This is a genomic window from Streptomyces sp. NPDC004647 (assembly GCF_040609575.1).
GTDB lineage: Bacteria > Actinomycetota > Actinomycetes > Streptomycetales > Streptomycetaceae > Streptomyces.
In genome coordinates this window covers 179,639-202,828 of sequence record NZ_JBEXKU010000002.1, presented here as the reverse complement: position 1 = coordinate 202,828, position 23,190 = coordinate 179,639, and the positions used below count along the sequence as shown (strand labels likewise).

Here is a 23,190-nt window from a genome sequence, read left to right as displayed (position 1 = left end):
TTTGTCGATAATCCCAGGTCAGACACGGGCTCAGCGATAACGATTCCGATTCGGATCGGTTGCTGACTGTGATTCGTGGGGACCGTGTTGCCCATTCTCCTTAAGATCCGAACGTACTCACGGGGCACTTGAGTTTGTTCATGCGAGGCGCATCCCCCGCGACCGCCTCGCCCGGAGGGGAAATCCATGATTTCTGTACGCAGGCTGGGCTCTGCCCGCCTCGCCGCCGCGGTCCTGGCCTCCGGCCTGGTCGCGGCCGGCGCGATAGCCACCGCTGGTCCGGCCGCGGCCGATGACACCACCCCGCACCAGGGCGGCGCCACCGCGACCCTCGGCGGTCTGAAGACTTCCGACTTCGCCGTGATCCACCCGGAGGGCGCGAAGGACCAGCGCGTCGGCGCGGGCCTCTTCGAGATGAACGTCGACGGCGGCGGCACGCTCCAGACGTACTGCATCGACATTCACAACCCGACGCAGCGTCAGGCGGAGTACAAGGAGGTGCCCTGGAGCGCCTCGTCGCTGCACAACAACGCCGACGCGGGCAAGATCCGCTGGATCCTGCAGAACTCCTACCCGCAGGTGAATGACCTCAGCAAGCTTGCGAGCAGCGCCGGTACGGGCACGCTGAGCGAGAAGACCGCGGCCGCGGGCACCCAGGTCGCGATCTGGCGCTACTCGGACCACGTGAAGGTCGACGCCGTCGACCCCGAGGCCGAGAAGCTCGCCGACTTCCTCGAGAAGAGCGCCAAGGACCTCGATGAGCCGAAGGCCTCACTGACCCTCGACCCGGCCGCCGTCTCCGGCAAGTCCGGCGACCGGCTCGGCCCGATCAAGGTCAACACCGACGCCGCCAATGTGACGGTCACTCCCGACGCGGCTGCCGCCGGCACCGGCGTCAAGGTTGTCAACAAGGACGGCAAGCCGGTCACCAGCGCCCTGAATGGCAGCGAGCTGTTCTTCGACGTACCGACCGGTACCCCCGACGGCTCCTCCTCGCTGACGGTCCAGGCCACCACCACGGTGCCCGTCGGCCGTGCCTTCGCCAGTGAGACCAAGAGCCAGACCCAGATCCTGGCCGGTTCCAGCGACAGCACCGTTACCGCCACCGCCACCGCGAACTGGGCCAAGAAGGGCGCGAGCCCGGCACTGACCGCGGAGAAGAACTGCGCCAAGGGCGGCGTAGACATCACGGCCTCCAACGAGGGCGATGAGCCGTTCACCTTCGAGCTGCAGGGCACCAAGCACACCATCGAGGCCGGCAAGTCCGAGACCGTCACCGTCCCGGTGACGGAGGACCAGGCCTACGACTTCACCATCACCGGTCCGAACGGCTTCGAGAAGAAGTTCTCCGGGGTCCTCGACTGCAAGACCGCCGAAATCCCCAGCGGCGGCACCGACGAGCCGGTCTCCGAGCCGAGCGCGGCCACGACCGGCGGTTCCGACGGTGGCTCCACGGGCGGTGAGGGCGACCTCGCCGAGACCGGCAGCAGCAACGCCACCCCGATGATCGCGGGCATCGCCGTAGCGTTCCTCGCGGTCGGCGGCGGCACCGTCTTCTTCCTGCGGAAGCGGCGGGCGACGGCGGGCGAGTGACCACTTGGTCGGTAGACCAGGTCATCCCCGTGGCGTGAGTCACTGCGGAGTGTGACGGAGGGCCGGGACCCCATGGGGTCCCGGCCCTGCGCGTACCCGGCCCGCACCCGAGCCCTGCATGACCGGGCCCGGCGCGCCCGCCGCCCCCGCGCCGGCCTGCACGTGACCCTGGGAAGGTCTGGCGGTTCGGGTCCTTGGCGGGGCCCGGGGCCGGTCTGGCCGCTCGGGTTCTCGCGAGCCTGCGGCCGAGCCCGGCAGATGGTCTCCGTGGCGGGGCTCGTGCTGGGTCCTGCGGACAGGGCCCGCGACGGCCCCCGCAGCCCGCAACCGATCTTCCATAGCCGGTCACGCCTCCACGCCCGCTCCGCGGCCCGGGGCCTGTGCACGGCTCAGCAGTGGGGCCTGCGGCGCAGTCCCGCAGGCCCCACTGCTCGGGGGCGGCTCGTGCCGGATCCTCCGGGCCGGTTCTGGGGCTTGGGGCCGGCTGCGGATCCCGTCCCCGCGGGCCGGCGTCAGCGTGCGGACGCCCTCCACGTGGCCCGGTGCAAGCGTGCGGACCCCGCCGCCGCGGCCTGGGGCCAGTGTGCGGATCCCGCCACCGGGCCTGGGGCCAGTGTGCGGACCCCGGCCCAGCGGCCCGGGTCCGGCGCGGGGGACTCCCGGTTCTGCGGCCCGGGGCCGGCGTGCGGAATTCGTGGTGGGGCGCCTGCGCGGGGGCCCGTAGAGGCGCTGTGCGGGGGCTTCGGGCGTGGGCCGCTGCCGGGGAGCAGCCCTATCTGGTTTCCGTACAGCGCGAGCGTTACGGCAAGATGGGGAGGGCGTATCTGCCCACACATCGATTGCCGGACGGTTTCTCTTGGCTGAGTACATCTACACCATGCGCAAGGCGCGCAAGGCGCACGGCGACAAGGTGATCCTTGACGACGTCACGCTGAGCTTCCTGCCCGGCGCGAAGATCGGTGTCGTGGGCCCCAACGGCGCCGGTAAGTCCACGGTGCTCAAAATCATGGCAGGGCTCGAGCAGCCCTCCAACGGCGACGCCCTCCTCGCCCCCGGATACTCGGTCGGCATGCTCCTCCAGGAGCCCCCGCTCAACGAGTCCAAGACCGTGCTGGAGAACGTCCAGGACGGCGCGGCCGACACCATCGCCAAGCTCAAGCGGTTCAACGAGATCGCCGAGCAGATGGCCACCGACTACTCCGACGCGCTGCTCGATGAGATGGGCAAGCTCCAGGAAGCCCTCGACCACAGCAACGCCTGGGACCTCGACACCCAGCTCGAGCAGGCCATGGACGCCCTCGGCTGCCCGCCCGGTGACTGGCCGGTGACCAACCTCTCCGGTGGTGAGCGCCGCCGCGTCGCGCTGTGCAAGCTGCTGCTCGAGGCGCCCGACCTGCTGCTCCTCGACGAGCCCACCAACCACTTGGACGCCGAGTCCGTGCAGTGGCTGGAGCAGCACCTCGCCAAGTACCCCGGCACCGTCGTCGCCGTCACTCACGACCGGTACTTCCTCGACAACGTCGCCGAGTGGATCCTCGAGCTCGACCGCGGCCGTGCCCACCCGTACGAGGGCAACTACTCCACGTATCTGGACAAGAAGGCCACCCGCCTCAAGGTGGAGGGCGCGAAGGACGCCAAGCGCGCCAAGCGCCTGAAGGAGGAGCTGGACTGGGTCCGCTCCAACGCCAAGGGCCGCCAGGCCAAGTCCAAGGCGCGACTGACCCGCTACGAGGAGATGGCCGCCGAGGCCGAGAAGACCAGGAAGCTGGACTTCGAGGAGATCCAGATCCCGCCGGGCCCGCGTCTGGGCAATGTCGTGGTCGAGATCGAGAACCTCTCCAAGGCGTTCGGCGAGAAGGTCCTCATCGACGACCTCTCCTTCACCCTGCCGCGCAACGGCATCGTCGGCGTGATCGGCCCGAACGGTGCCGGCAAGACGACCCTGTTCAAGATGATCCAGGGCCTCGAGACGCCGGACTCCGGCAGCATCAAGGTCGGCGACACGGTCAAGATCTCCTACGTCGACCAGAACCGCGCCAACATCGACCCCAAGAAGACGCTGTGGGCTGTCGTCTCCGACGAGCTGGACTACATCAACGTCGGTCAGGTCGAGATGCCTTCGCGGGCGTACGTCTCCGCGTTCGGCTTCAAGGGCCCGGACCAGCAGAAGCCCGCGGGCGTCCTGTCCGGCGGTGAGCGCAACCGCCTCAACCTCGCGCTCACCCTCAAGCAGGGCGGCAACCTGCTGCTCCTCGACGAGCCGACCAACGACCTCGACGTCGAGACCCTGGGTTCGCTCGAGAACGCGCTGCTGGAGTTCCCCGGCTGCGCCGTGGTGGTCTCCCACGACCGGTGGTTCCTGGACCGCGTCGCCACCCACATCCTCGCCTACGAGGGCGAGTCCAAGTGGTTCTGGTTCGAGGGCAACTTCGACTCGTACGAGAAGAACAAGGTCGAGCGGCTCGGTGCGGACGCGACCCGTCCGCACCGCGCCACGTACAAGAAGCTGACCCGGGGCTGATGGTGCGGCACATCTACTCCTGCCCCCTCCGCTGGTCGGACATGGACGCGCTGGGCCATGTGAACAACGTGGTCTTCCTCCGCTATCTGGAGGAAGCGCGGATCGACTTCATGTTCCGGCTGGCGCCGGGGGAGGGCAGTGACTCCTTCACCGGCGGTTCTGTCGTGTCGCGGCATGAGATCGACTATCTGCGCCCGCTGATCCACCGGCACGAACCGGTCGTCGTCGAGACGTGGGTCACGAAGATCACCGCGGCCTCGCTGACGGTGGCGTACGAGGTGAAGGACGCCGAGCAGGTCTACGTCCGCGCCTCGACGATCGTCGTGCCGTACAACCTCGCCAAGGCCCGGCCGCGCCGGATCACCGCCGAGGAGCGCACCCTCCTCGAGGAGTACATGGACGACGGCGTGAAGACCCCCGAGGGGGCCGTCGCGGCATGACAGCGCTGCACCTGGCCGACGCCCGGGAGACGGCGGATCTCGCCGCCTTCCTGGCCCGGCTGCTCCACTACGACCGCCGCGCGGCAGTGCGCCTGCAGTCGGGTGGGGGAGTGCTGGCGGTCTTCGGCAGACCGGCCTCCTTCGAGGTGCTGGCCATCCGTACGGCACGGCTCGCGGCCGGGGTCGCTCCGGGCAGGCCGGAGGGCCCCGGGGGGCCGGGCCCACTGGATGTGACGGTCTCGGCGGGGCAACTGGCGGACGCGCTCGACGCCGCGCTCGCGGCGGCGCCGTCGGCGGCTGTCCCGCAGGGCGTGGATCCGGCGGTGGCCGGTCCGCAGAGGGCCGATGCACCGCCCGCGGGCTCGTCGGCCGCCGATGCGCCGACCACCGAGCCGACCAGTGCATCGACGGTCGAATCGACCACCGCGCCGACTGCCGAATCGATCACGGCGCCGATGGCCGAATCGACCACTGCGTCGATGGGGGTGTCGGCGGGCGCATCGACCCCCGCATCGGCCTCCGCGTCGACCTCGGCGAAGTCCACCGGAGGCCTGGCGGTCACCGTTCCGGAGCCGGTCACGGGTCCGCCGTGGGCCGGGATGCTGCCGCCGCGCGGCGGCTGGCAACGGGTCGAGGGCCTGCCGGGGCCGGAGGACGTCCGGCGGGTGGTCTCAACCGCGGTCTCCGAGTTCCGGGCTCGCACCGAGGCGCTCCCGGAGGAGCACCGCACCCGCGCACAGCTCGACCGGATCGGCCGCGAGATCTGGTCGCGCACGCTCGGCGGCACCGACCTCCCGCTGAGGGCCGTTCACGCTGCGCAGTCGCTGGGGTTCCTGCGACGGCTGCCCGCCGAAGCCGCTGTGTCCTGCGCCTCGAGCCCGGCGCTCGGGCGCGGCAATGGGGCGGCGGGGGTCGCCACGACGGTACTCGCGCCCACGCCCGCAGAGTCACCGGTCCTGCTGGCCGCGGGCGGTTGGCTGCGGCTGCGTACGTCTTACGGTTCGATCGCCGTCCGCCGCGCGGGACTTCCGGGTCTGGCCGTCACGCCTGTGTGACGGGTAGCTGCCTGGGGCCGCGTACCAACAGGCCCGGCCGGTAGGGGAGTTCCGCCGGATCGACGGCCAGACGCAGTCCGGGCAGGGCGTCGAAGAGCAGCGGCAGCGCGACGGCGGCCTCCAGCCGGGCCAGCCGGGAGCCGACGCAGAAGTGCGGGCCGTGCCCGAAGGCCGCATGCGGCGCGGCACGCGTCCCGTACGGATCGGCTGCCGGTCCAGGGGCGCCGACGCTCGCGTCGGAGGCCGAGGACGCGCCGGACGTGTCGGCGGCGGCCGTGTCCGCGTGGGGATGGGCTGTGCCGTCGGAGCTCGCGTCCGTCCTGTCCGTGACGCTTGAATCCGCGCCTGTCCCGTCCGTGACGCCGGAGCCCGCGTGCGGCCTGTCCGTGGCGGTGGAGCCTGCGTCGGGCCCGGCCGTGGTGGCCGGCGCGTTCCTGGTGTCCCGGTTCCTGTGGGGTGGTGCGTACGCGGCCGGACAGGATTGCGTCCGGTTCGTCGTCGCAACCGCATAGCGGCCGGGCCGGAACGCGTCCGGGTCGGGGAAGCGGGCCGGGTCCCGATTGGCGGCGGCGAGGACGGCGAGGACCGAGGCGCCTGCCGGAATGCGCGCTCCCCCGCCCAGATCCACCGGGTCCGTCGTCCGCCGCCAGGTCGTTCCCTCGAGCGGGCTCGCGTGCCGTAGCGACTCCTCGACGACGGCGGTCCAGCGGGCCGGGTCCCGCTGTGCCGCCGCGAGTTCGTCCGGGTGGCTGAGCAGCAACAGTGAGGCCGAGGCCAGCAGATTCATGGTGGTCTCATAGCCCGCGAAGAGCAGGAGGAAGGCCATCGCCAGCAGCTCGCCGTCGTCGAGCCCGCCCTCCGTCGAGTCGTGCACCAGCGCGCTGAACAGGTCGTCGCCCGGCGTGCACCGCTTCTCTGCGATCAGCGCGGTGAAGTACGCGTGCAGCTGCGTCCATGCGGTGTCGACCTCGCCCTGGGGGAGGGCGTCAGCCGGGGAGCCCACCCGGTAGGTCCACTTCCGCAGGTCGTCACGGTGCGCCTCGGGCACGCCGAGCACCTCGCCGATCACCAGGACCGGCAGCGGGAACGCGAAGGCGTCGACCAGATCCGCCGAGCCGTCCCGCTCCAGCCGCGCCACCAGATCCCGTACGAGCCCCGCCGTCAGCTCCTCGATGCGTGGGCGCAACGCGTCGACCCGGCGTGGGGTGAAGGCCGCGGCGGTCAGCCTGCGCAGCCGGGTGTGGTCAGGGGCGTCGGAGTTGAGCATGTGGCGGGCGAGGCACGCGCGGGCGCGCTGCGCCGGGGAGTCGGGCTTGGGGCGGCCCGCGGCCTGCGGCGGCACGTTCGAGAACCGGGGGTCGGCGAGTACCGCCCGCGTCTGTTCGTATCCGGTGATCAGCCAGGCGTATGTGCCATTGGCCAGCGGGATCCGGGCCGCGGGTCCCTGCGAGCGCAGCGCGGCGTAGTACGGGAAGGGGTCCCGGGCGAAGGCCTCGTCCGACGGATCAAGGAGGGCCGTACCGGGATCCGCCGTACCGGGATCCGCCGTACCGGGAACGCACGCACCAGCAACCGCCGTACCCGGAGCTGCCGGATCCGGAGCTGCCGTACCCAGGGCCACGCGATCAGGTCCTGTGCACTCAGAGGTTGAGGCATCAATGTCTGCGGGATCAAGGGCCGTCCGGTCGAAGCCCGGCCGATCGTGGTCCGCCGGACCACCGGCCGCCGGTTCGACGTCTGCTGGACCGACCGCTTCCCGAGCGGTGGCGCTCATTCCGCAGTGTTGATCATCGTGGCGGCGGCATAGGTGAGGTAGCTCCACAGCTGCGCCTCGAGCTCCGGCGGCAGCCCCAGCTCGTCGACCGCCTCCCGCATATGGCCCAGCCACGCGTCGTGTGCGGCCCGGTCCACCGTGAACGGCGCGTGTCGCATGCGCAGCCGAGGGTGCCCCCGGTTGTCGCTGTAGGTACGCGGGCCGCCCCAGTACTGGATGAGGAAGAGCACGAGCCGCTCCTCGGCCGGTCCGAGGTCCGCATCCGGGTACATCGGCCGCAACAGTGGGTCCCCCGCGACCCCTTCGTAGAAGCGGTGCACCAGCCGTCGGAAGGTCGGCTCCCCGCCGACCTGCTCGTAGAAGGTCTGCTGCTGCACCGTGCCACGCGGAATCTCGTTCACCCTCCCATGGTCTCAGACGGTCCGGCCGAGGACAGGGGGCCTAGGACCCTCATAACCGATACACCCGCATAACCGATATAGGGGATGTACAGGTCGGGCGTCCTCCGGCGGGTGAGCCGACGGCGGGCTGAGGGGCGACCGGCAGCCACCCACTGTCAGCGCTGACGAAACGGAGCGGCAGCCGGACCGCCCCGGCTGTCGTATCCCGGCCCTCACGGCCCTCTCGCGGCTGACACGTTCCGCACGAATTCCGGAAGTGCCGGGACGCGCGGTGTCGCGCCGAAAAGCTGCGCGCAGCACAGTGGAGGCATGAGCGCGGAGAGCCGTACGGATCAGATGGCCGACCGTCGGGCAGGGGAGGACGACCCGGGCGCGGATGTGTCGGCCGAGAGAGCGCGGGCCGCGCTCGTCCGCCGGATCGTCGCGAACGGCGGCCTCACGGACCCGGCATGGCGGGCGGCCTTCGAAGAGGTGCCGCGCCACCTCTTCGTGCCGTACTACTACGTGAGCTACGTGAGCGGCGAGTCCGGCTTCGAGCGGCTGTGGCGCGACGCCCCCGACCCGCGCGCCCGGGCCCGCTGGCTCTCCGGTGCGTACGGTGACACGCCCCTGGCCACGCGCGTCCGCGACGGCGGTCTGATCTCCTCCAGCAGCCAGCCATCGCTGATGGCGGGGATGCTGGAGACGCTCGGCGTGCACGACGGTGACGAGGTGCTGGAAATCGGTGCGGGCAGTGGCTACAACGCGGCGCTGCTCTCGCACCGGCTCGGTGACGAGCGGGTGACCACCGTCGACCTCGACCCGGAGATCACCGAATCCGCCCGGAACCACCTGGCGGCCGCCGGCTACCACCCGGCGGTCGTCACCGGCGACGGCGCGCGCGGATGCTCCTCGCGCGCCCCCTTCGACCGCATCCTGGCGACGTGCGCCCTGACGTCCGTACCGCCCGCCTGGCTCACCCAGTGCCGGCCGGGCGGGCTCATCCTCTCCCCGCTTGCGACCGGCCTGATCGCCCTGCGCGTCAGCGACGCGGAACACGCGGAGGGCCGCTTCCTGCCCACTCCCGCCTACTTCGTCCCGCTGCGCGGCGGCCCCGACCCGGCCCCGCTGGACACCGGCGACCTGCCGCAAGGCGCCGTACGACACGAGCAGTTCAACTTCATGCTCACTCTGACCGCGGGCCGGCTCGACCCGCGGGAGGCGTACGACCTCTGGCAGCGCGAACGCAGGCCCGGGCGCGAACGCTTCGGCATCACGGTCGAAGGCTCCGGCCAATGGGCTTGGCTCGATGCCCCGGACGGTCCGTACAGCTGGCCGCTCACGGGCTGAGACGCGGTGGGCGGGGCGGGGATCGCTGAACGACGCAGGACGCATGGGGACGTGGCGAGTTGAAGTCTTGAGGGTGGTGTTGAGGTCTTGGCTTGTTCTTCAACCTCCCCTCGGCTTTCGCGCCTATGCCGGCCCATCGAACTGCCCAAGTGAGGCCCGGCCGATGGCTTCGCGTGCGAATGCTTCACCCGTCAGGCGTCGAAGCGGTGGCGGGATGCCTCGATGTGACCGAAGTAGCGGTGGGTCCAGTCACACATTCCATCGACGGTCGCCCGGAGGGCTTGGCCCGGCTCAGTGAGGGTGTATTCGACCCGCGGCGGCACGGTGGGGTGCACGTTCCGCTCGACCAGGCCGTTGCGCTCCAGCATGCGCAGGTTTTGGGTGAGCATCTTGTGGCTGATGCCCTCGACCTTGTTCCGCAATTCACTGAAGCGCATGGTGCGCTCACCGAGGGACTCGATGATCAGGAGCGCCCACTTGTTGGCGACGTCCGAGAAGATCTCCCTCGCCAGAGAGTCCGCGCGCGTCAGGTCTGCTTCGTCGGATGAGCCTTTGAGCTGCTTAGTCACCATGAGGTTCCCCAGTCACTGAAAAGTGCGTTCTTCCATGCCAGGGGAAACTCTCCTACGGTTCCTAAGTAACCACAAGAGACCGCGAGCGTCTTGGTTCGGTGGAAGCGAGCCCACGGGCTCCATGACAAGGAGGCAGCATGGCCATCACCCTGGCAAACCCCGAAGGACTGACGAAGGTCGACCTCTACCGGCAGGTGTCGGTCGCCACTGGGTCGAAGCTGGTCTTCATCGCCGGGCAGGTCGCCTGGGATGCCGATGGGGTCACGGTCGGCGAAGGTGACCTCGCCGCTCAGGTCGAGCAGTGCTACCTCAACGTCGGCACGGCCCTGGCCGAGGTCGGTGCTTCCTTCGACAACGTGGCGAAACTGACCGTCTACCTCGTCGACTGGACCCCCGACAAGATGCCCCTGTTCGTGGAGGGGGTAGCTCGGGCGGCCGCGAAGCTGGGGGTTACCCTGGCCCCGCCGCTCACAGGGGTGGGCGTCGCCGCCCTGGCAGGGCCCGACATCCTGGTCGAGGTCGAAGCCACCGCGATCATCGACTGAACAGTTGCTCTTCGCCCTGAGCTTGTTCTTGATCTCTGGCCTCGAACGGTGTCTCGAACTGGTTCGCTCACCTGGTCATTCGCCGGACGCTGAGGCGGCCTTCGTCTGATCATGTGCTCCGACCAAGGTGCACGTGACCACGACGAAGGCAGGTTGACCCCTACTGCGGCGAGGTCGCACTGTCATGAGTTACCGACGGGGCCGGCGGCGCGCCGTCGCCCCCCGGCCGGCCCCGGTGGCTCATGCCCGGTGGACGGTGATGGTGGTCCAGGCGCCCACGTGGACGCGGTCGCCGTCCTTCAGCGGGACGGGGATGAACGGCTGGATCGGTTCGTCGCCGCCGTTGACCGTCGTGCCGTTGGTGGAGTCCTGGTCGACCACCGACCAGTTGCCGTCGGGCTGCTGGACGAGCAACGCGTGCTGGTGAGAGACGCCCGGGTCCTCCGGCTGGCGGGACAGATCGATGTCGGGCGACTCGCCGGTGCTGTTGCGGCGGCGGCCGATGGTGATCTGGCCGCCGGTGAGCGGGAGTTGCTGCGCGGGGGAGTACGCCGGGAGGTTGAGGCCCGCAGCCTCGGGACCGCTGCGACCCATCATCGCCATGAAGTAATCGCGGTCCGGGCCCACGACCGCGACCCAGCTCATCCCCTGGCCGCCTTGAGGTGCCTGCGGAGCCGGCGGGGCTTGAGGGGCTTGAGGCGCCTGCTGGGCCTGCGGCTGCGCTCCGCCACCGTAGTTCGGAGCCTGCGGTGCGCTCTGGGCATGGCTCTGGGGCTGTGCCGGGGGCGGGGGCTGTGCCGGGGCCTGGCCCCGGCCCGGAGCCTGATCCGGCGGGGGCAGCGTCCAGTCGCTCTGGCCCTGGAAGCCCTGGGCCGGGGGCGGCCCGGCGGCGTACTGCTGCTGGTACGGGGCCTGCTGCGGGACTCCGTGCGGCGGCTGCTGGTGCTGCTGCGGGACTCCGTGCGGCTGCTGGTGCTGCTGCTGAGGCGGCGGCGGCTGCTGCTGGTGTTGCGGCGGGGACGGCGGCGGCTGCGGCTGTTGCGGGGGCTGTGGCTGTTGCGGTTGCTGCGGGGCCAGCGGCTCGGCCGGGCGGTTCATCTGCGACGGCCGCGAGCTGTGGTAGTCGAACCCCTGTGTTCCACCCGGTGCCTGCTGTTGCTGCTGGAAGCCGGGCGGCAGACCAGTGGGCTGCGGCGGGGACGGCGGCGGTGCGTACGAGGTCGGTGAGTGCGTCAGGAAGTTGTAGCGGCACTCCTCGCAGAAGGGCGCCTGGGCCTCGCGCGGCGTCCGGCACTGCGGGCACAGCTCCGCCTGCGCGGTGGCGTTCGGATCGTAGAGACCCGGAGGAGTGTTCGGGTTCGGGTATCCCTGACCAGGGTTCGGGTTCGGAGCCGGGTATCCCTGGCCCGGGTTCGGGTATCCGTAGCCTCCGCCCCCGGGGGCTTGCGGCCCGCCGGGCGGCCCCGGCGCCGGCGGTGGTGGCGGCGGGACGGCACCGGCGGGAGCCCCGGCACCGGCCATGCGGTGTCCGCAGACCTCGCACCAGTCGTCGGAACCCGACTGGTGTCCGTTCGGGCAAGTCGACATGTCGGTGCAGCCCCCTCTCACCTCGGCCCCTCCGGACCGTCATTGCATCACTTCTTGACGCGAACCGTCTTGGTCGAGCGCGTCTCGAGAGTCATCTCGTCGGCTTCCGCGACCTTCGCCTTCAGTCGCACAGTACCTGTCGCCACATCGAGCACGTCCACCACCTTCGCCAGCAGTTTCGCCGTCGCGTCGTTCCCCGAGGCGCCGGCCAGCTGCACGGCCCGGCCCAGCTTCGCGGTCGCTCCGTCCACATCCCCCGACTTACGGGCATCAAGCCCCTGTTGGATGACATGGGCCAGTTCGGCCTGTCCCGTGTAGTGCGCGACCTGTGGGTTGATGGCGGTCGAGGCGGTCATGTCGTGGGTCCACACCGCCCGTACGAGCCCCTGCGACAGTGTCGTGGGCGTCCCGCCGTCCGGCGGCGGAACGATCAGCGCGGCCCGCGCGGCCAGCATCTCCTGGCCGACGTTCGCCGAAGGCACCCGTACACAGACGTGGTAGTCCCGGGACTCGTCGCCCCACGAGCCGGTCGGGTAGTCACCGGCGCGCGGGCCGGCCTCGCTGCGCCGGCCGGTCAGATCCTCGACCGTGGGGGCCACCTGCTTCACGAACGCGATCTCGGTGTCCACCGGCGTCCACAGCCGCAGACTCACATCCGCGACCCCCTTGCCCATCGCGGCCTCCATCATCCGCGTGAAGTCCGGTGCCAGCCCGGCCGGGTCGGCCACGATGTCGGCGGTGCCGAGCAGCGCCGAGGCGATCCCGGTGACCTCCTTGACCTCCCAGTCGGTGCCCACACCACGGGCATCGCAGGTGAAGCGGCCGGCGCACGCCTCGAGCGTGGCACGCAGATCCTCCGGCGCCTCGTGCTCGTTCCGGCCGTCGGTCAGCAGGATGCCGTGGCGGATCGGTACGTCGGCCGTGGCGAGCAGCCGGTCGGCGAGCCGCAGCCAGGTGCCGATGGCCGTGCCGCCGCTCGCGCTCAGACTGCGCAGCGCGTGCTCGGCCTGCTCACGCGTGCGTGCGTCGGCGGTCGCCAATTGCCCGCCGCCCGGGTAGATCTCGCGGGCCACGTGGGTGCCGCCGACCACGGCGAAGGCGACGCCGTCCCGCAGGGTGCCGATGGCGGCGGCGGTCGCATCGCGCGCGTTGCGCATCTTGGCCGGCGGGTACTCCATGGAGCCGGAGCAGTCGACCATGATGACGACGGCCGCGTCGGGGCCCGAGCCCTGGGCGTACGTCCGCGCGGCGGACTGCATGCCTCCGTTGGTGCCGCCGCCCGTGGCGGTGACCGTGACGATGGCGTTCACCTCGCGCCCGCCCTCGGGGAGGTACTCGTTCTGGTACACCTCGACGGAGAACTGCGGCACATCCGACTTGGCGAAGTTGGCCATCTGATCCGCTCCTCGGCGCTCCATATGGACAAGTAGACAATGGGGCAGGCGGGAATCGGAGACGCTGTTCCCCCGGTGCTCGACCGATTGACGCGTGTGCGAGTGGCTCTCAGGCCGATCCTGCCCCCGCGGCCGGGCCGGGGAACGGCACTACCGCCACTGTTACGTTGTCGTGGCCCCCACCGTCCAGCGCATAGCCGACCAGTGTCCGGGCGCCGTGCAGCGGCCTGGAGCGGGCGTCCGCCGGCACGGCCTGGGCCATCTCCTCGGCGGCCTCCGCGTAGTTCCACAGCCCGTCGGTGCAGACCACCACCACACCCGGCCGGTCCGGCTTGAAGGAAGCGGTGTGCGGGTCGAGTTCGTACGCGTCCGCGCCGAGCCATCCGGTGATCGCGTGCGCGCGCTCGTCCGCGTACGCCTCCGCCTCGGACATCAGGCCCGTGGCCACCATCTGGGCCGCCCAGGAGTCGTCCTCGGTCAGCCGGGCGGACGGGGCCGTACGGTCGTCCGGCACCCAGTACACCCGGCTGTCCCCGATCCAGCCGACCGTGAGGATGCCGGCGGCGACGACCGCGCTGACGATGGTGCAGGCGGGGGCGTTCTGGTGCCGGTGCTGGTCCTGCTCCTGCGCCGTGTTCCGGGCGTCCACCAGGGAGTTGACGGCCTGCGCCGCGGCGAGGATTGCCTCGTGCATGGCCTGCTGCGGATGCGTACCCCGCGGCAGTGCTGTGAGCAGCGATTCGCTCGCCGCCTCCGACGCCGCCAGGGACGCCTCGTCGGGACGGGTCGCCGAGGACACGCCGTCGCACACCACGGCGACGACCGCGGGCACACCGTCCGGCAGCGCGACGGAGGACACCGCGAACGCGTCCTCGTTGCGGTGGTGTCGCAGCCCGCGGTCGCTGACCGCCGCGAGGCTGTCGAGCTCCTGCTCCAGGTGATCCCGCTTGCGGGGCTGGGCGTGGCCGCAGTTCTCGCAGTAGCCGTCCTGGTCGATCAGGCCCGTACGGCAGGCGACGCACACCTTGCCACCGCCACCGCCACCGCCGATGCCGCCGCCACTGCTACCGCCCATGCTGCCGTCCCCGGCCGGGGACGGTCCGTGCCCGTCGGCGGGAGCCGCCCCTCCGGCTCCGCCCGGGGTGTCGGTGACCGTACGGACCGGCTCGGTCGTGCCGTACGCGGCCGCGGTCCGCGGGTCGGCAGGGGCATGCTCCCGCGCCGTGCCGGGAGCCGCCGGCGAATGGTCCTGCGGCTCCGCGTCCGCACCGGGCACGGGGTGCCCGGGCAGCGGTGAGCCGCCGGAGTCGGACCCCGGCAGGTCCTCCGGCCTGTGTGTCTCCTGAGCACCCGAACGGCCGTCCGTCTCGGGGGCGGGCCAGTCCACCGGTGCTGCGTGCGCGGCCGGGGCCGGTACAGCCGGAGGCCCTTCCGGCGGAGGCGGTACGGACGCGGCGTCGGCAGCCCCGGGCGCAGGGGGCGTCGGGGGCGGCGGCGGGACCGGAACCGGAGGCCGAACCGGAGCCGTACCGGACTGCGCCGCTGCTGCCGCGCCCGCGCCGGTTTCCGGTCCTGGGGGCACCGTCGGCGGGTGGCCGGGCAGCGGCGGTACGTGCGGCGGCGGTACGGCGACCGAGCCCCCCACCGGGTCCGGCAGCCGGGTGCCCGGCTCCGGAGGCGGAGGTCCGGGCCGGCCGTCCGCCGTAGGGGACGACGCCGGGCCGGGGACGCCTCCGTCAGCCCGTGCCGGTCGGCCGGTGGGCCGACCGGTGCCATTGAGGGCGACCGTCGGCCGGTCCCCCGATGACGGTGTCTGCGGGACCGACAGGTCGGCACCGCAGGCGCCGCAGAAGTTGTCACCCGTCTCAAGCGGTTCGTCGCAGCTCGGGCAGGCCGACAGCTGGGGCACCTTGGGCATGTGCGGCATCTCCTACACCCACGTCCTGGGGCGGAAGCGGTTGGCCCGCTCCACCAGTTCGATCCTCTCCTCGCCGCGCTGTGCCAGCCGTGCGAGAACGCGGTACGAGCGCTCCAGACCGAAGCGCAGGCCCCGCTCGTCCAGCCTGCTGCCGAGCAGCTCGCGCCGCCCGGCGCCGGGGACGGCGCTCTCCGTCGGCGCGCCGTGCCTGCCGGAGATTACCCAGTCCAGTGCGCATCCCAGGACTTCGGTGGACAGCTGCTCGCGGCGCACCGCGTCGAGCCCGAAGTCCTGGAGCTGTTCGACCTGTCCGGCGGCGGCCGAGAGATCGTCGAACAGCGGATCGTGCGCCGGGCGCTGCCGCAGCCGGGCGCGTACGGCCGCGATCCGGGCCGCCGTGTAGTGGATCGACGCCTCCGGTACGGACTCCAGGGCCCGTACAGCGCCCGTGCGGCCCCCAGCGGCCAGCCGCACCCGGGCGAGCCCGAAAGCGGCGCTCACATAGCTCGGGTCGGTCGTCCAGACGAGGTGGAAGTACTCGGCGGCGTTGTCGAGTTGGCCCAGCGCTTCGGCGCAGACGCCGAGCGCGAGCTTGGGCGCCGGTTCCCCGGGGAACGCGTCGTAGACGGCGTCGAAGGAGAGCGCCGCGGTCTCCCGGTCGCCGGTCACGAGCGCGGCGACTCCGCGGTACCAGACGACGCGCCAGTCGTCCGGGTGCCCGGCGTCCAGCTCTGCCAACAAATCGGCCGCGGAGCCGAGTTCGCCCATCTCCAGCCGGGCGCGCAGCTCCCGGAGACGCAGCTCCACGGAGTCGGCGGGCGCTGCCCGCAGCGCGGTGAGCAGCTCCGCGGGGGCGGCAGCCATCAGCCCGGCCAGGAAACCGGAGTTGGGGTCACCGGGATCCACGCGCGGCACGGGCAGCGCGAGCGCGGTGGCGCGCGTGTCGAGCGGCGCGATACCGGGGAGCCCGCTGCCGGCGTCCGGCCCCGGGGTGGTTGCGTGTCCGGCGCCGTACGGGCCCGCGGCTCCGGCCTCGTGTCCGGCGCCCGGCGCGGCGGCGGCGCCAGCACCGGCACCGGCACCCGACATTCCGGCAGGAGCGTTGACCGATGCCTCGGCCGGGAGGTGCACCGCCCCCGGCCCGGCGCCCGCTGTGTACCCCGCAGGAGCCATCGCGTACTGCGCGGCACGGGACCCCGCCTGCTCCGGCACGGCAGCGGCGGCCGAACCCGCCGAGGACGGCCCGCGCCCGCGGGCGCGGGCCGCGGCGCGCCGCGCGCCCAGGACCGAGACCGCACCCGAGTACTCCGCGAACAACTGTGTGTCCGTGACGCGCAGTTCCGGCCCGAAGAGCGTGGAGAGCCCCGGCCGCGGACGGCCTGTCTGCAGGGCGACGACCTCACGCAGTACGCCCGTCAGCTGCTCCGCCATCTCCTCCGCGGATCCGAACCGCCGTCCCGGGTCCGGGTCCGTGGCCCGCACCAGGAGGCGGTAGAAGGACTCGTAACGGCGGAAGACCTCGATGTTGCCGGGGTCGGGCAGGCTGTCCACGAAGACGTTCGTGTAGCCCTGGAAGTCGAAGGTCAGTACGGCCAGCGTCCGGGCCACCGTGTAGAGGTCCGAGGCCACTGAAGGGCCCGCCTCCGCGACCTCCGGCGCCTGGTAGCCGACAGTGCCGTAGATCGCGCCGTCGGTGTCGTCGATCCTGCGGACCGCGCCCATGTCGATGAGCTTGAGCTGGTCCTGCTGCTGGATGGCGTTGTCGACCTTGAAGTCGCAGTACAGCAGGTTTCGGCTGTGCAGATGGCCGAGCGCTTCCAGGGCCTCGATCCCGTACGCGCAGGCCTGCTCGACCGGCAGTGGATCCCGTCTGCCGTCCGGCGCCCGCCGCTCGTTGGCGATGTCCTTGAGCGACTTGCCGCCGACGTACTCCATCACGATGTAGCCGTCGAGGCTGCCCGTGCGCTGGTCGAGGTGCTCGACGAAGTTGTAGATCCGGACGATGTTGGAGTGCTCGATCTCGGCGAGGAAACGCCGCTCGGAGACCGCCGCGGCGAGCGCGTCCTCGTCGCCCGTGTCGAGCAGGCCCTTGAGCACCACCCAGCGGTCGGACACCGCCCGGTCCACGGCGAGATAGACCCAGCCGAGGCCGCCGTGCGCCAGGCAGCCCGCCACCTCGTACTGCCCGCGCACGATGTCGCCCGGCCGCAGCTTCGGCACGAAGGAGTACGGGTGCCCGCACTTGGTGCAGAAGCCCTCCGTGCGGCCCGGCCGGTCGCCGCGCGAGCGCCCCACCTGTGCGCCGCAGTCGCCACGGCTGCAGAATCGCTTCCGCTCGGGGACCTCGGGGTTCCCGAGGACCGCCGTCGGCGGATGCGGACGCGGCACCTCCGGCACCGCCACCAGGCCCGCCCCCAGCCTGTTGCGGCCCGACGAGGCAGCGGCGGACCGGGAGCTGCGCACGGACACCGGCAGCGTCGCCGAACCTCCCGAGGGGGAGAGGGACAGCCTGCCGGACACCGAGCGGCGTGATGTCGAGGAGCGGGACGAGGAGCGCGAGCCGGCGCGCGAGGAGGAGTTCGACGAACTCCCGCCGCGCCCCCGGCCGGTGATGCCGGTGGCCGGCGACCCCACCATCCCGTCCGGGGACACCACCGGCGCCAGCCCGCAGGTGTCGCAGTAGCGCTCGCCGCCGCCGAAGTCCTCGTAGGAGCCGGGGCAACCGCGCCGCTGGCACTGGTTCATCCTTCCCCCCTGTGGTCCGTCCGGCCCTCGGAACCGGAACCGGAAGTGAGACCGGAACCGGGACCGGACCCGGAATCGGAACCGGCTTGCCTCGGCACCAGAACGTCCGCGGCCGCCTGTTGGTAACGCAGCACGGCGTGCTCGGCGGCGCGCAGATTGCACGGCGCGCTCCACAGCATCCGGCGAGCGGCGTCGTACCGCTCGAGGAGCAGCGGGTCCTCCGCCATCCCGTGCCGGGCGACCTTCGCCTTGTACGCGTCGAGCCGGCCGCGCAGTTCGGCCCGTACGGCCAGCGGCGCGGTCACCGCGGTCAGCGACTCGCGGGCCCGGAGCAGCTCGTCCTCGGCCCGGTCCTCCAGGCTGTCCAGCAGCGGCGAGAGCCGGTGCCACTGGGACCGCCTGCGGTAGTCCGCCGCGGCCGCCAGCTGTTCGTGCAGAGCGGTCGGCGAGCCGCTCACCGCGGGCACCTCGGACGCGGCGATCTTCGCCAGGACCTCACCGCGGGCGTGCCGCGCCTCAGTGAGCGTACGGTCCGCGCGGGAGAGCACGTCGCGCAGTTGCAGCAGCCGGCGCTCGGCGTCCTGCCGGACGGCGAGGACGGCCTCGATCTCGCGGCGTACGTCCTCCAGGGCGCGGGCCTCGCGGTCGTAGCGGGCGGTGTCGGGGCGGCCGCCGCCGGGAGCGGAGCTGCCCGACGCCGCCGGTGTCCAGAAGGCGAGTGGATCGGAGATCACCTCGGCGCGCAGCGAGGTGAGTTCGGCCGTGATCCGCTCCAGGTCGTCCCCCGCCGTGTGCTCACCGGGCCGTACGCCGACGGAGTGCGCGAGGGAGCGGGTGCGCTGCAGTTCGGCGGAGAGCAGGTCGATCCGGGCGGGCAGCGCGGACCAGACGGCGTCGGCGGCCACGACCACGTTCAAGGTCTTTGCGTACCAGCCGTTCATCCGCTCGACCAGCTCCTTGAGGCTCAGCCGCTCGCTGAGCCGGGCCGGCCCCGTGAGCGTGGGGGAGAGCTCGGAGACGGCGGCCGTGGCATCCGCCATGGTGCTGCTGTCCGGGAGGGCTATGGCGTCACCGCACAGCAGTTCGGTCAGCTCGACGAGCTCTTCCCGGGTGGGCCAGCGCCGCCGGGCACGCAGCTCGCGGGCCTCCTCCAGCGCCGCGGTGTAGACGTCGAAGTGCGCCCACAGCAGGGTGATGACCTGCTCGGTGGCAGCCCAGCGAGCCTGGGTGGTGCCGGTCAGCTCCGCGCCCTCGAGGAGTCTGCGGCCCGCGTGGTCCTGGAGCGCGAGCAGCGAGGTCTCGATCGCCTCGTACTCCGCGCCCAGCCTGGCCAGCGCGCGGTCCGCCTCCTCGCGGTCCATGACAGAAGCATGGGGTTCCCCCGCGGAGCTCGGTACCGGACCCGGGGCCCCCATCGATCACCTCTCCTGTGCTGCGCAGTGTCCGCGCTCGGTCAGTTCTGGTTCTGCTGCTTCGGCTCTAGCTCTTGTACTTCGGCGCGGGTGGGCCGTCCATCCCCCTGAGGTCGGCCGCGAGCCACTTCTTGTACGCCGTCATCCAGGGGCTGTCGTCGCCGCCCCTGCGGTAGTCCTCCAGAACATTGTTCACCCGGCGTACCAGGTCCTCGTCCTCGAGATTCATCGCCACGCCGTACGGCTCCCGGGTGAACGGCTTCCCGACCAGTTTCACCGACGGGTCCTGGGCCGCCTGCCCGGCCGCGAGCGCGTTGTCCGTGATCACCGCGTCGACCTGGCCGAGCTGTAGCCGTACCAGGCAGTCGAGTTGGTTGGGGACGGTCATGACGGTCGCGCCGCGCGACTTCTTCCGCAGCTCCGCCTCACCCGTCGAACCGGCCGCCGTGCAGACCTTTTTGCCGCTCAGGGTGTCGTTGAACGCCGTGATGGAGGAGCCCTCGGGGACGAGGACCTGCTGTCCCGCCTCGAAGTAGGCGGTGGAGAAGGCGACTTGCCGGATGCGCTCGCAGTTGATGGTCATCGTCCGCACGATGATGTCCACCTTGCGCTGCTCCAGGGCGGGGATGCGCTGGTTGGTGGGGATGGTGCGGAAGACGATCTTGCCGTCGGGGCCGAGGATGTCCTTCGCGACGGTCCGGGCCAGGTCGATGTCGAAGCCTTCCAGGTTGCCGGTGGCCGGGTTGCGGTAGCCCCAGCGGAAGCTGTTCTGGTCGACTCCGGCGATCAGATGGCCGCGGTCCTTGATGCGCTCGACGGCCGCGCCGCTGTCGCCGGAGGGCCGCAGGCTCGCTTCCGGGTCCTCGCAGTCCGTGACGCCGGCCCGGGATTCCGCGCCCTCGTACCGTGCGTACGGGGCGTCGGGACCGGGCTTGGTGACGGCCGCAGCGTGCCCGCCTGCCCGGTGTTCGCCCGCCTCGTACTGGACCAGCGGCAGCAGGGTGGTGGTGAGTGCGCACGCCACGGCCATCCCCGCGACGCCTCCCCAGCCGCGCAGCCTGCGCGCCGATGGACTCCGCAGTGACGAACTCCGCACGGACGGCCTCCGCACGGACGGCCTCCGCCTTGACGGACTCAGCCATGACGGAGTGCGTCCAGAGGGACTCAGCCCTGCTGAATCGGGCAACTCCTCGGCTGCTGAACGCCGCACTTCGCCTCCCCTCACCGGTATTCCGACAGCCTGCGGCCCATACCCAGCACGGCGCCGACCGCGCCCAGCAGGGCCAGCACCGCGGCGCCGGCCGGCAGGCCGGTGAACGCGCCCCGCCCGCTGTCCGCCGCCTGTGTGAACTCCCGCTGCTCGTGCGCCAGGGCGGTCCTCAGGTTGGCGTCCACCTGGTCGAAGTACGTGCCGGTGGTGGTGCCGTTTCCGATGACGGTATCGAGTGCCTCTTCGTAGTTCCCGCCCTCGTCGTCCTCACGCGCCGCGCGGTGCTTCTGCCGCCAGTCGGCCACGCTCGCCATGGCCTTGCGTACGGGTTCCCGCCCTTCGGCGTCATCGGCCAGTTGCTCCGCGCGGGCCAGCAGGGTGCCGCGATCGGCAGTGCCGCGGGGCTCGCCGTCCTGACCGGCCCCGCCCTCCCTACCGGCCTTGCCGTCCCCGCTCGTTGCGCCGCTCGCTTCATTCGTACCGGCTGCGCCGCTGGTGCTCTTCGTGCCGACGAGCTTTCCCATGGCCGAGCCGTAGCCGACCTCGTAGAAATCCTTGCCGTCGTCGGTGAGCACCGCGCCGCGCGCGACCAGCGTCAGGCTCTCGTCGCCGCGGGCCTGGAGAGAGCCGATGCGTGCCTCGTTCAGCACGCGCAGGGACCTCGCCCCGTCGTCGTAGGACTTGTTGAGACCGGAGACCGCCACGGCGTGTCCGCCCGCCAGCCACAGCAGGACGACCGCGGACGTGGCTGTCGCGGCAAGCAGGCCGCGGTTGAACACCCGGTTCGTACGGTGGTAGTTGCGGCGCTGGGCCCAGATGAGCGCGGCGAGAGTGGCGACCCCGACGCCGAGGGCGGCCCATGGCCACGCCTTGGCGTCGTCGTAGTCCGATCCGAGGCGGGCGGTCTCGGCGTCGTACAGGGCGCGGGCGGCGGGCAGGAGTTCGGTGCGCATCCGGTCGTTGGCGTAGCGCAGATAGGCGCCGCCGAGCGGCAGTCCCTGACGGTTGTTGGCCCGGGCCTGCTCGATCAGTCCGGTGTAGACGGGCAGTTCCTCGTTCAGCTTCGCGATCTGACGCCGCGCGGACTCCGCGCCCGCGCTGTTGGCAGCGGCCCTGACCAGGAGTTCGGACGCGGTGTTGATGTTCCGCTCGTACCGCTCCCGTACGTCGCGCGGCCACTGGCCGCCGGCGAGGAAGCCGGCCGCGGCGCTGGTGTCGGCATCCGCGAGCGAGCGGTAGATGCTGGCGGCGTCGGCGCTGAGCGGCTGGCTCCGGTCGACGACATCACTCGCGGCGGCCGCCCGGTCGGACACCTGCCAGGCCGTGACACCGCCGAACGCGATGACCAGCGCCGCCAGTACGGCCCCGATGATCCGCAGCCGCCCGGGCTCCGTCGTCGCCCCGGCCCGCAGCTGGTCGAACCCTTCGGCCCACGCCGTCCGCCGAGCGGAGGCCGAGGGCGCGACGCCGCCGGTCAGCGGGTGTGTCACGGGACCTCCCCCTCGGTCGCTGGCGTGGCCCGTCACCCGGCGGGGCGGAGGACAGGTACACGGCCAGAAGTATGGCCGCCGCGACCGGCATTCACACCGTTATTGACTGGATCTTGTTCTGATCGCGACTGAACATGCTGGTCGAGGGGGTTCCGGGGCCGGGTCCCCGATGTGCATGACGCGTACCGTATCCGTTCGGTTCCCGTTCGACCACGCCGGGTCAGCAACTCACCGGCCGCTGCCCCGGAGGCCCCGGCCGTCCGCCACGGGGGGAGCGGGCGACCGGGGCCGGTCTCGGGTCAGTGAGCGCCTCGGGTCAGCCGGCATCTCCCCTGGCCGCGGCCGCTCCCGAGGCATTCTTATGCGCTCAACACGCGGAGTCGAACAGCCCTCGCCAGCTACCGCACCGCTCCGGTGCGTGCGGCATCTCGACCGGCTCGGCGTTCCTCATGCGTTCCGGTGTCCAATACTCCCGGATATCCTCGGGAGAGTGCGGCTCTTCATGCACGATCACTTCCGGCCCATCCGATTGCACAGCGGCCGCGATCGCCGCACCTGAGATACCAATCATCCCCACCGAAACGGCGAGCACCACACGCGCACGCGCCGGCACACCACGGCGGCCGTTACGGGCGCTGGATATCACTTTCCTCCTTGAGTCGGCCGATCCATACCACGCGTCGTCTCCGCACGACAACCGGTGATCTACACCCGGCAGAAGGGATCACAACCAACGGGCTCGGGCGGTCTCAGCGGCGAACAGCGGGCGACTTCCCGCCGACACGAACGGGGTGCTGCTCGTCGTCATCGACAAACGCTGTTGTCGATTCTCATGTACAAAGCGAGACAGCGCGACCACCGCTGAGCTCTTTCCAACCTGCTCCGTCAGCAGGTTGGAAAGAGCTCACTGTCCCGTCATCTTCAGTCATCGCAGGGCACTACGTCGTCCTGCCCAGAGTTATCTGGGCAGGGCATCGACGCGTTGCTGTACGGCGGGCGTTGGCCGTGGAAACGTAACTGGCAGACAACATCAGGTGAGACGACGGGGCGTCGACGTCTCATCCGACATTGTCTCTGCGCAGGTCAGCGCGGCACCAGGGGCAAGATCGAATGAGACGGGACAGCACCGTACTTACCTGCGTTGACGCACCTCACTTCACCCGGTTCCGTCGGCGGGCGCCGGGGCGGCGCCGAGTTCGTAGGG

Annotated in this window: 17 protein-coding genes; 6 read left to right on the top strand and 11 right to left on the bottom strand. The window is 71.4% G+C overall.

Going from position 1 to position 23,190, the window contains the following annotated elements; all coding sequences use genetic code 11:
* Positions 1-186: 186 nt before the first annotated feature.
* From ABZW18_RS01720 to ABZW18_RS01705, 4 genes are all read left to right on the top strand, one after another.
* Positions 187-1,593, top strand: a complete 1,407-nt coding sequence (locus ABZW18_RS01720) for a Cys-Gln thioester bond-forming surface protein (RefSeq protein WP_356180533.1) — start codon at positions 187-189, stop codon at positions 1,591-1,593.
* 856 nt (positions 1,594-2,449) lie between these two features.
* Complete coding sequence (gene ettA / locus ABZW18_RS01715) at positions 2,450-4,114, top strand: energy-dependent translational throttle protein EttA (RefSeq protein ID WP_356180530.1); 1,665 nt, start codon at positions 2,450-2,452, stop codon at positions 4,112-4,114.
* Positions 4,114-4,554, top strand: coding sequence for a thioesterase family protein (locus tag ABZW18_RS01710; RefSeq protein ID WP_356180527.1), 441 nt, complete (start codon positions 4,114-4,116; stop codon positions 4,552-4,554). Before ettA ends, ABZW18_RS01710 begins: the two co-directional genes overlap by 1 nt.
* The gene (locus tag ABZW18_RS01705) at positions 4,551-5,609 is read left to right on the top strand and encodes a hypothetical protein (RefSeq protein WP_356180524.1); all 1,059 of its coding nucleotides are present in this window, start codon (positions 4,551-4,553) and stop codon (positions 5,607-5,609) included. The genes ABZW18_RS01710 and ABZW18_RS01705 overlap by 4 nt, the downstream gene beginning before the upstream one ends.
* Here ABZW18_RS01705 and ABZW18_RS01700 read toward each other — a convergent pair.
* Both ABZW18_RS01700 and ABZW18_RS01695 read right to left on the bottom strand, forming a co-directional pair.
* Positions 5,596-7,230 carry a cytochrome P450 gene (locus ABZW18_RS01700; RefSeq protein ID WP_356180521.1) on the bottom strand — a complete coding sequence of 545 codons (1,635 nt, stop codon included), beginning with the start codon at positions 7,228-7,230 and terminating at the stop codon, positions 5,596-5,598. The two genes, ABZW18_RS01705 and ABZW18_RS01700, sit on opposite strands and share 14 nt — an antisense overlap.
* A gap of 149 nt (positions 7,231-7,379) precedes the next feature.
* Positions 7,380-7,784 (bottom strand): globin, encoded by a 405-nt coding sequence (locus ABZW18_RS01695; protein ID WP_356180518.1) that lies wholly within the window; start codon positions 7,782-7,784, stop codon positions 7,380-7,382.
* A 336-nt stretch (positions 7,785-8,120) separates the two neighbouring features.
* Between ABZW18_RS01695 and ABZW18_RS01690 the strand changes: the two genes are divergently transcribed.
* On the top strand, positions 8,121-9,113 hold the full coding sequence (locus tag ABZW18_RS01690; RefSeq protein ID WP_356180616.1) for a methyltransferase domain-containing protein: 993 nt from the start codon (positions 8,121-8,123) through the stop codon (positions 9,111-9,113).
* Between the two features lie 191 nt (positions 9,114-9,304).
* Here the strand turns inward: ABZW18_RS01690 and ABZW18_RS01685 are convergent, their stop codons facing one another.
* Positions 9,305-9,685 (bottom strand): helix-turn-helix domain-containing protein, encoded by a 381-nt coding sequence (locus ABZW18_RS01685; RefSeq protein ID WP_356180517.1) that lies wholly within the window; start codon positions 9,683-9,685, stop codon positions 9,305-9,307.
* A gap of 137 nt (positions 9,686-9,822) precedes the next feature.
* Here ABZW18_RS01685 and ABZW18_RS01680 point away from each other — a divergent pair, with 137 nt between their 5' ends.
* A complete protein-coding gene (locus ABZW18_RS01680; RefSeq protein WP_356180514.1) occupies positions 9,823-10,230 on the top strand; it encodes a RidA family protein in 408 nt (135 codons plus the stop codon).
* Positions 10,231-10,470: 240 nt separating this feature from the next.
* On the opposite strand, the gene ABZW18_RS01675 is transcribed toward ABZW18_RS01680, so the two are convergent.
* The 8 genes from ABZW18_RS01675 to ABZW18_RS01640 form a co-directional block, all read right to left on the bottom strand.
* Positions 10,471-11,817 (bottom strand): FHA domain-containing protein, encoded by a 1,347-nt coding sequence (locus tag ABZW18_RS01675; protein ID WP_356180511.1) that lies wholly within the window; start codon positions 11,815-11,817, stop codon positions 10,471-10,473.
* Between the two features lie 47 nt (positions 11,818-11,864).
* On the bottom strand, positions 11,865-13,211 hold the full coding sequence (locus ABZW18_RS01670) for a VWA domain-containing protein (protein WP_356180508.1): 1,347 nt from the start codon (positions 13,209-13,211) through the stop codon (positions 11,865-11,867).
* Positions 13,212-13,320: 109 nt separating this feature from the next.
* Positions 13,321-15,129 carry a PP2C family serine/threonine-protein phosphatase gene (locus ABZW18_RS01665; protein WP_356180505.1) on the bottom strand — a complete coding sequence of 603 codons (1,809 nt, stop codon included), beginning with the start codon at positions 15,127-15,129 and terminating at the stop codon, positions 13,321-13,323.
* Between the two features lie 12 nt (positions 15,130-15,141).
* Positions 15,142-17,874, bottom strand: a complete 2,733-nt coding sequence (locus tag ABZW18_RS01660) for a tetratricopeptide repeat protein (RefSeq protein WP_356180503.1) — start codon at positions 17,872-17,874, stop codon at positions 15,142-15,144.
* A complete protein-coding gene (locus ABZW18_RS01655; protein WP_356180500.1) occupies positions 17,871-19,289 on the bottom strand; it encodes a hypothetical protein in 1,419 nt (472 codons plus the stop codon). Before ABZW18_RS01655 ends, ABZW18_RS01660 begins: the two co-directional genes overlap by 4 nt.
* 64 nt (positions 19,290-19,353) lie before the next feature.
* Positions 19,354-20,316 (bottom strand): glutamate ABC transporter substrate-binding protein, encoded by a 963-nt coding sequence (locus ABZW18_RS01650; protein WP_356180499.1) that lies wholly within the window; start codon positions 20,314-20,316, stop codon positions 19,354-19,356.
* Between the two features lie 191 nt (positions 20,317-20,507).
* The gene (locus tag ABZW18_RS01645; protein WP_356180498.1) at positions 20,508-21,986 is read right to left on the bottom strand and encodes a hypothetical protein; all 1,479 of its coding nucleotides are present in this window, start codon (positions 21,984-21,986) and stop codon (positions 20,508-20,510) included.
* A gap of 367 nt (positions 21,987-22,353) precedes the next feature.
* Complete coding sequence (locus ABZW18_RS01640; RefSeq protein ID WP_356180496.1) at positions 22,354-22,632, bottom strand: hypothetical protein; 279 nt, start codon at positions 22,630-22,632, stop codon at positions 22,354-22,356.
* Positions 22,633-23,190 lie beyond the last annotated feature (558 nt).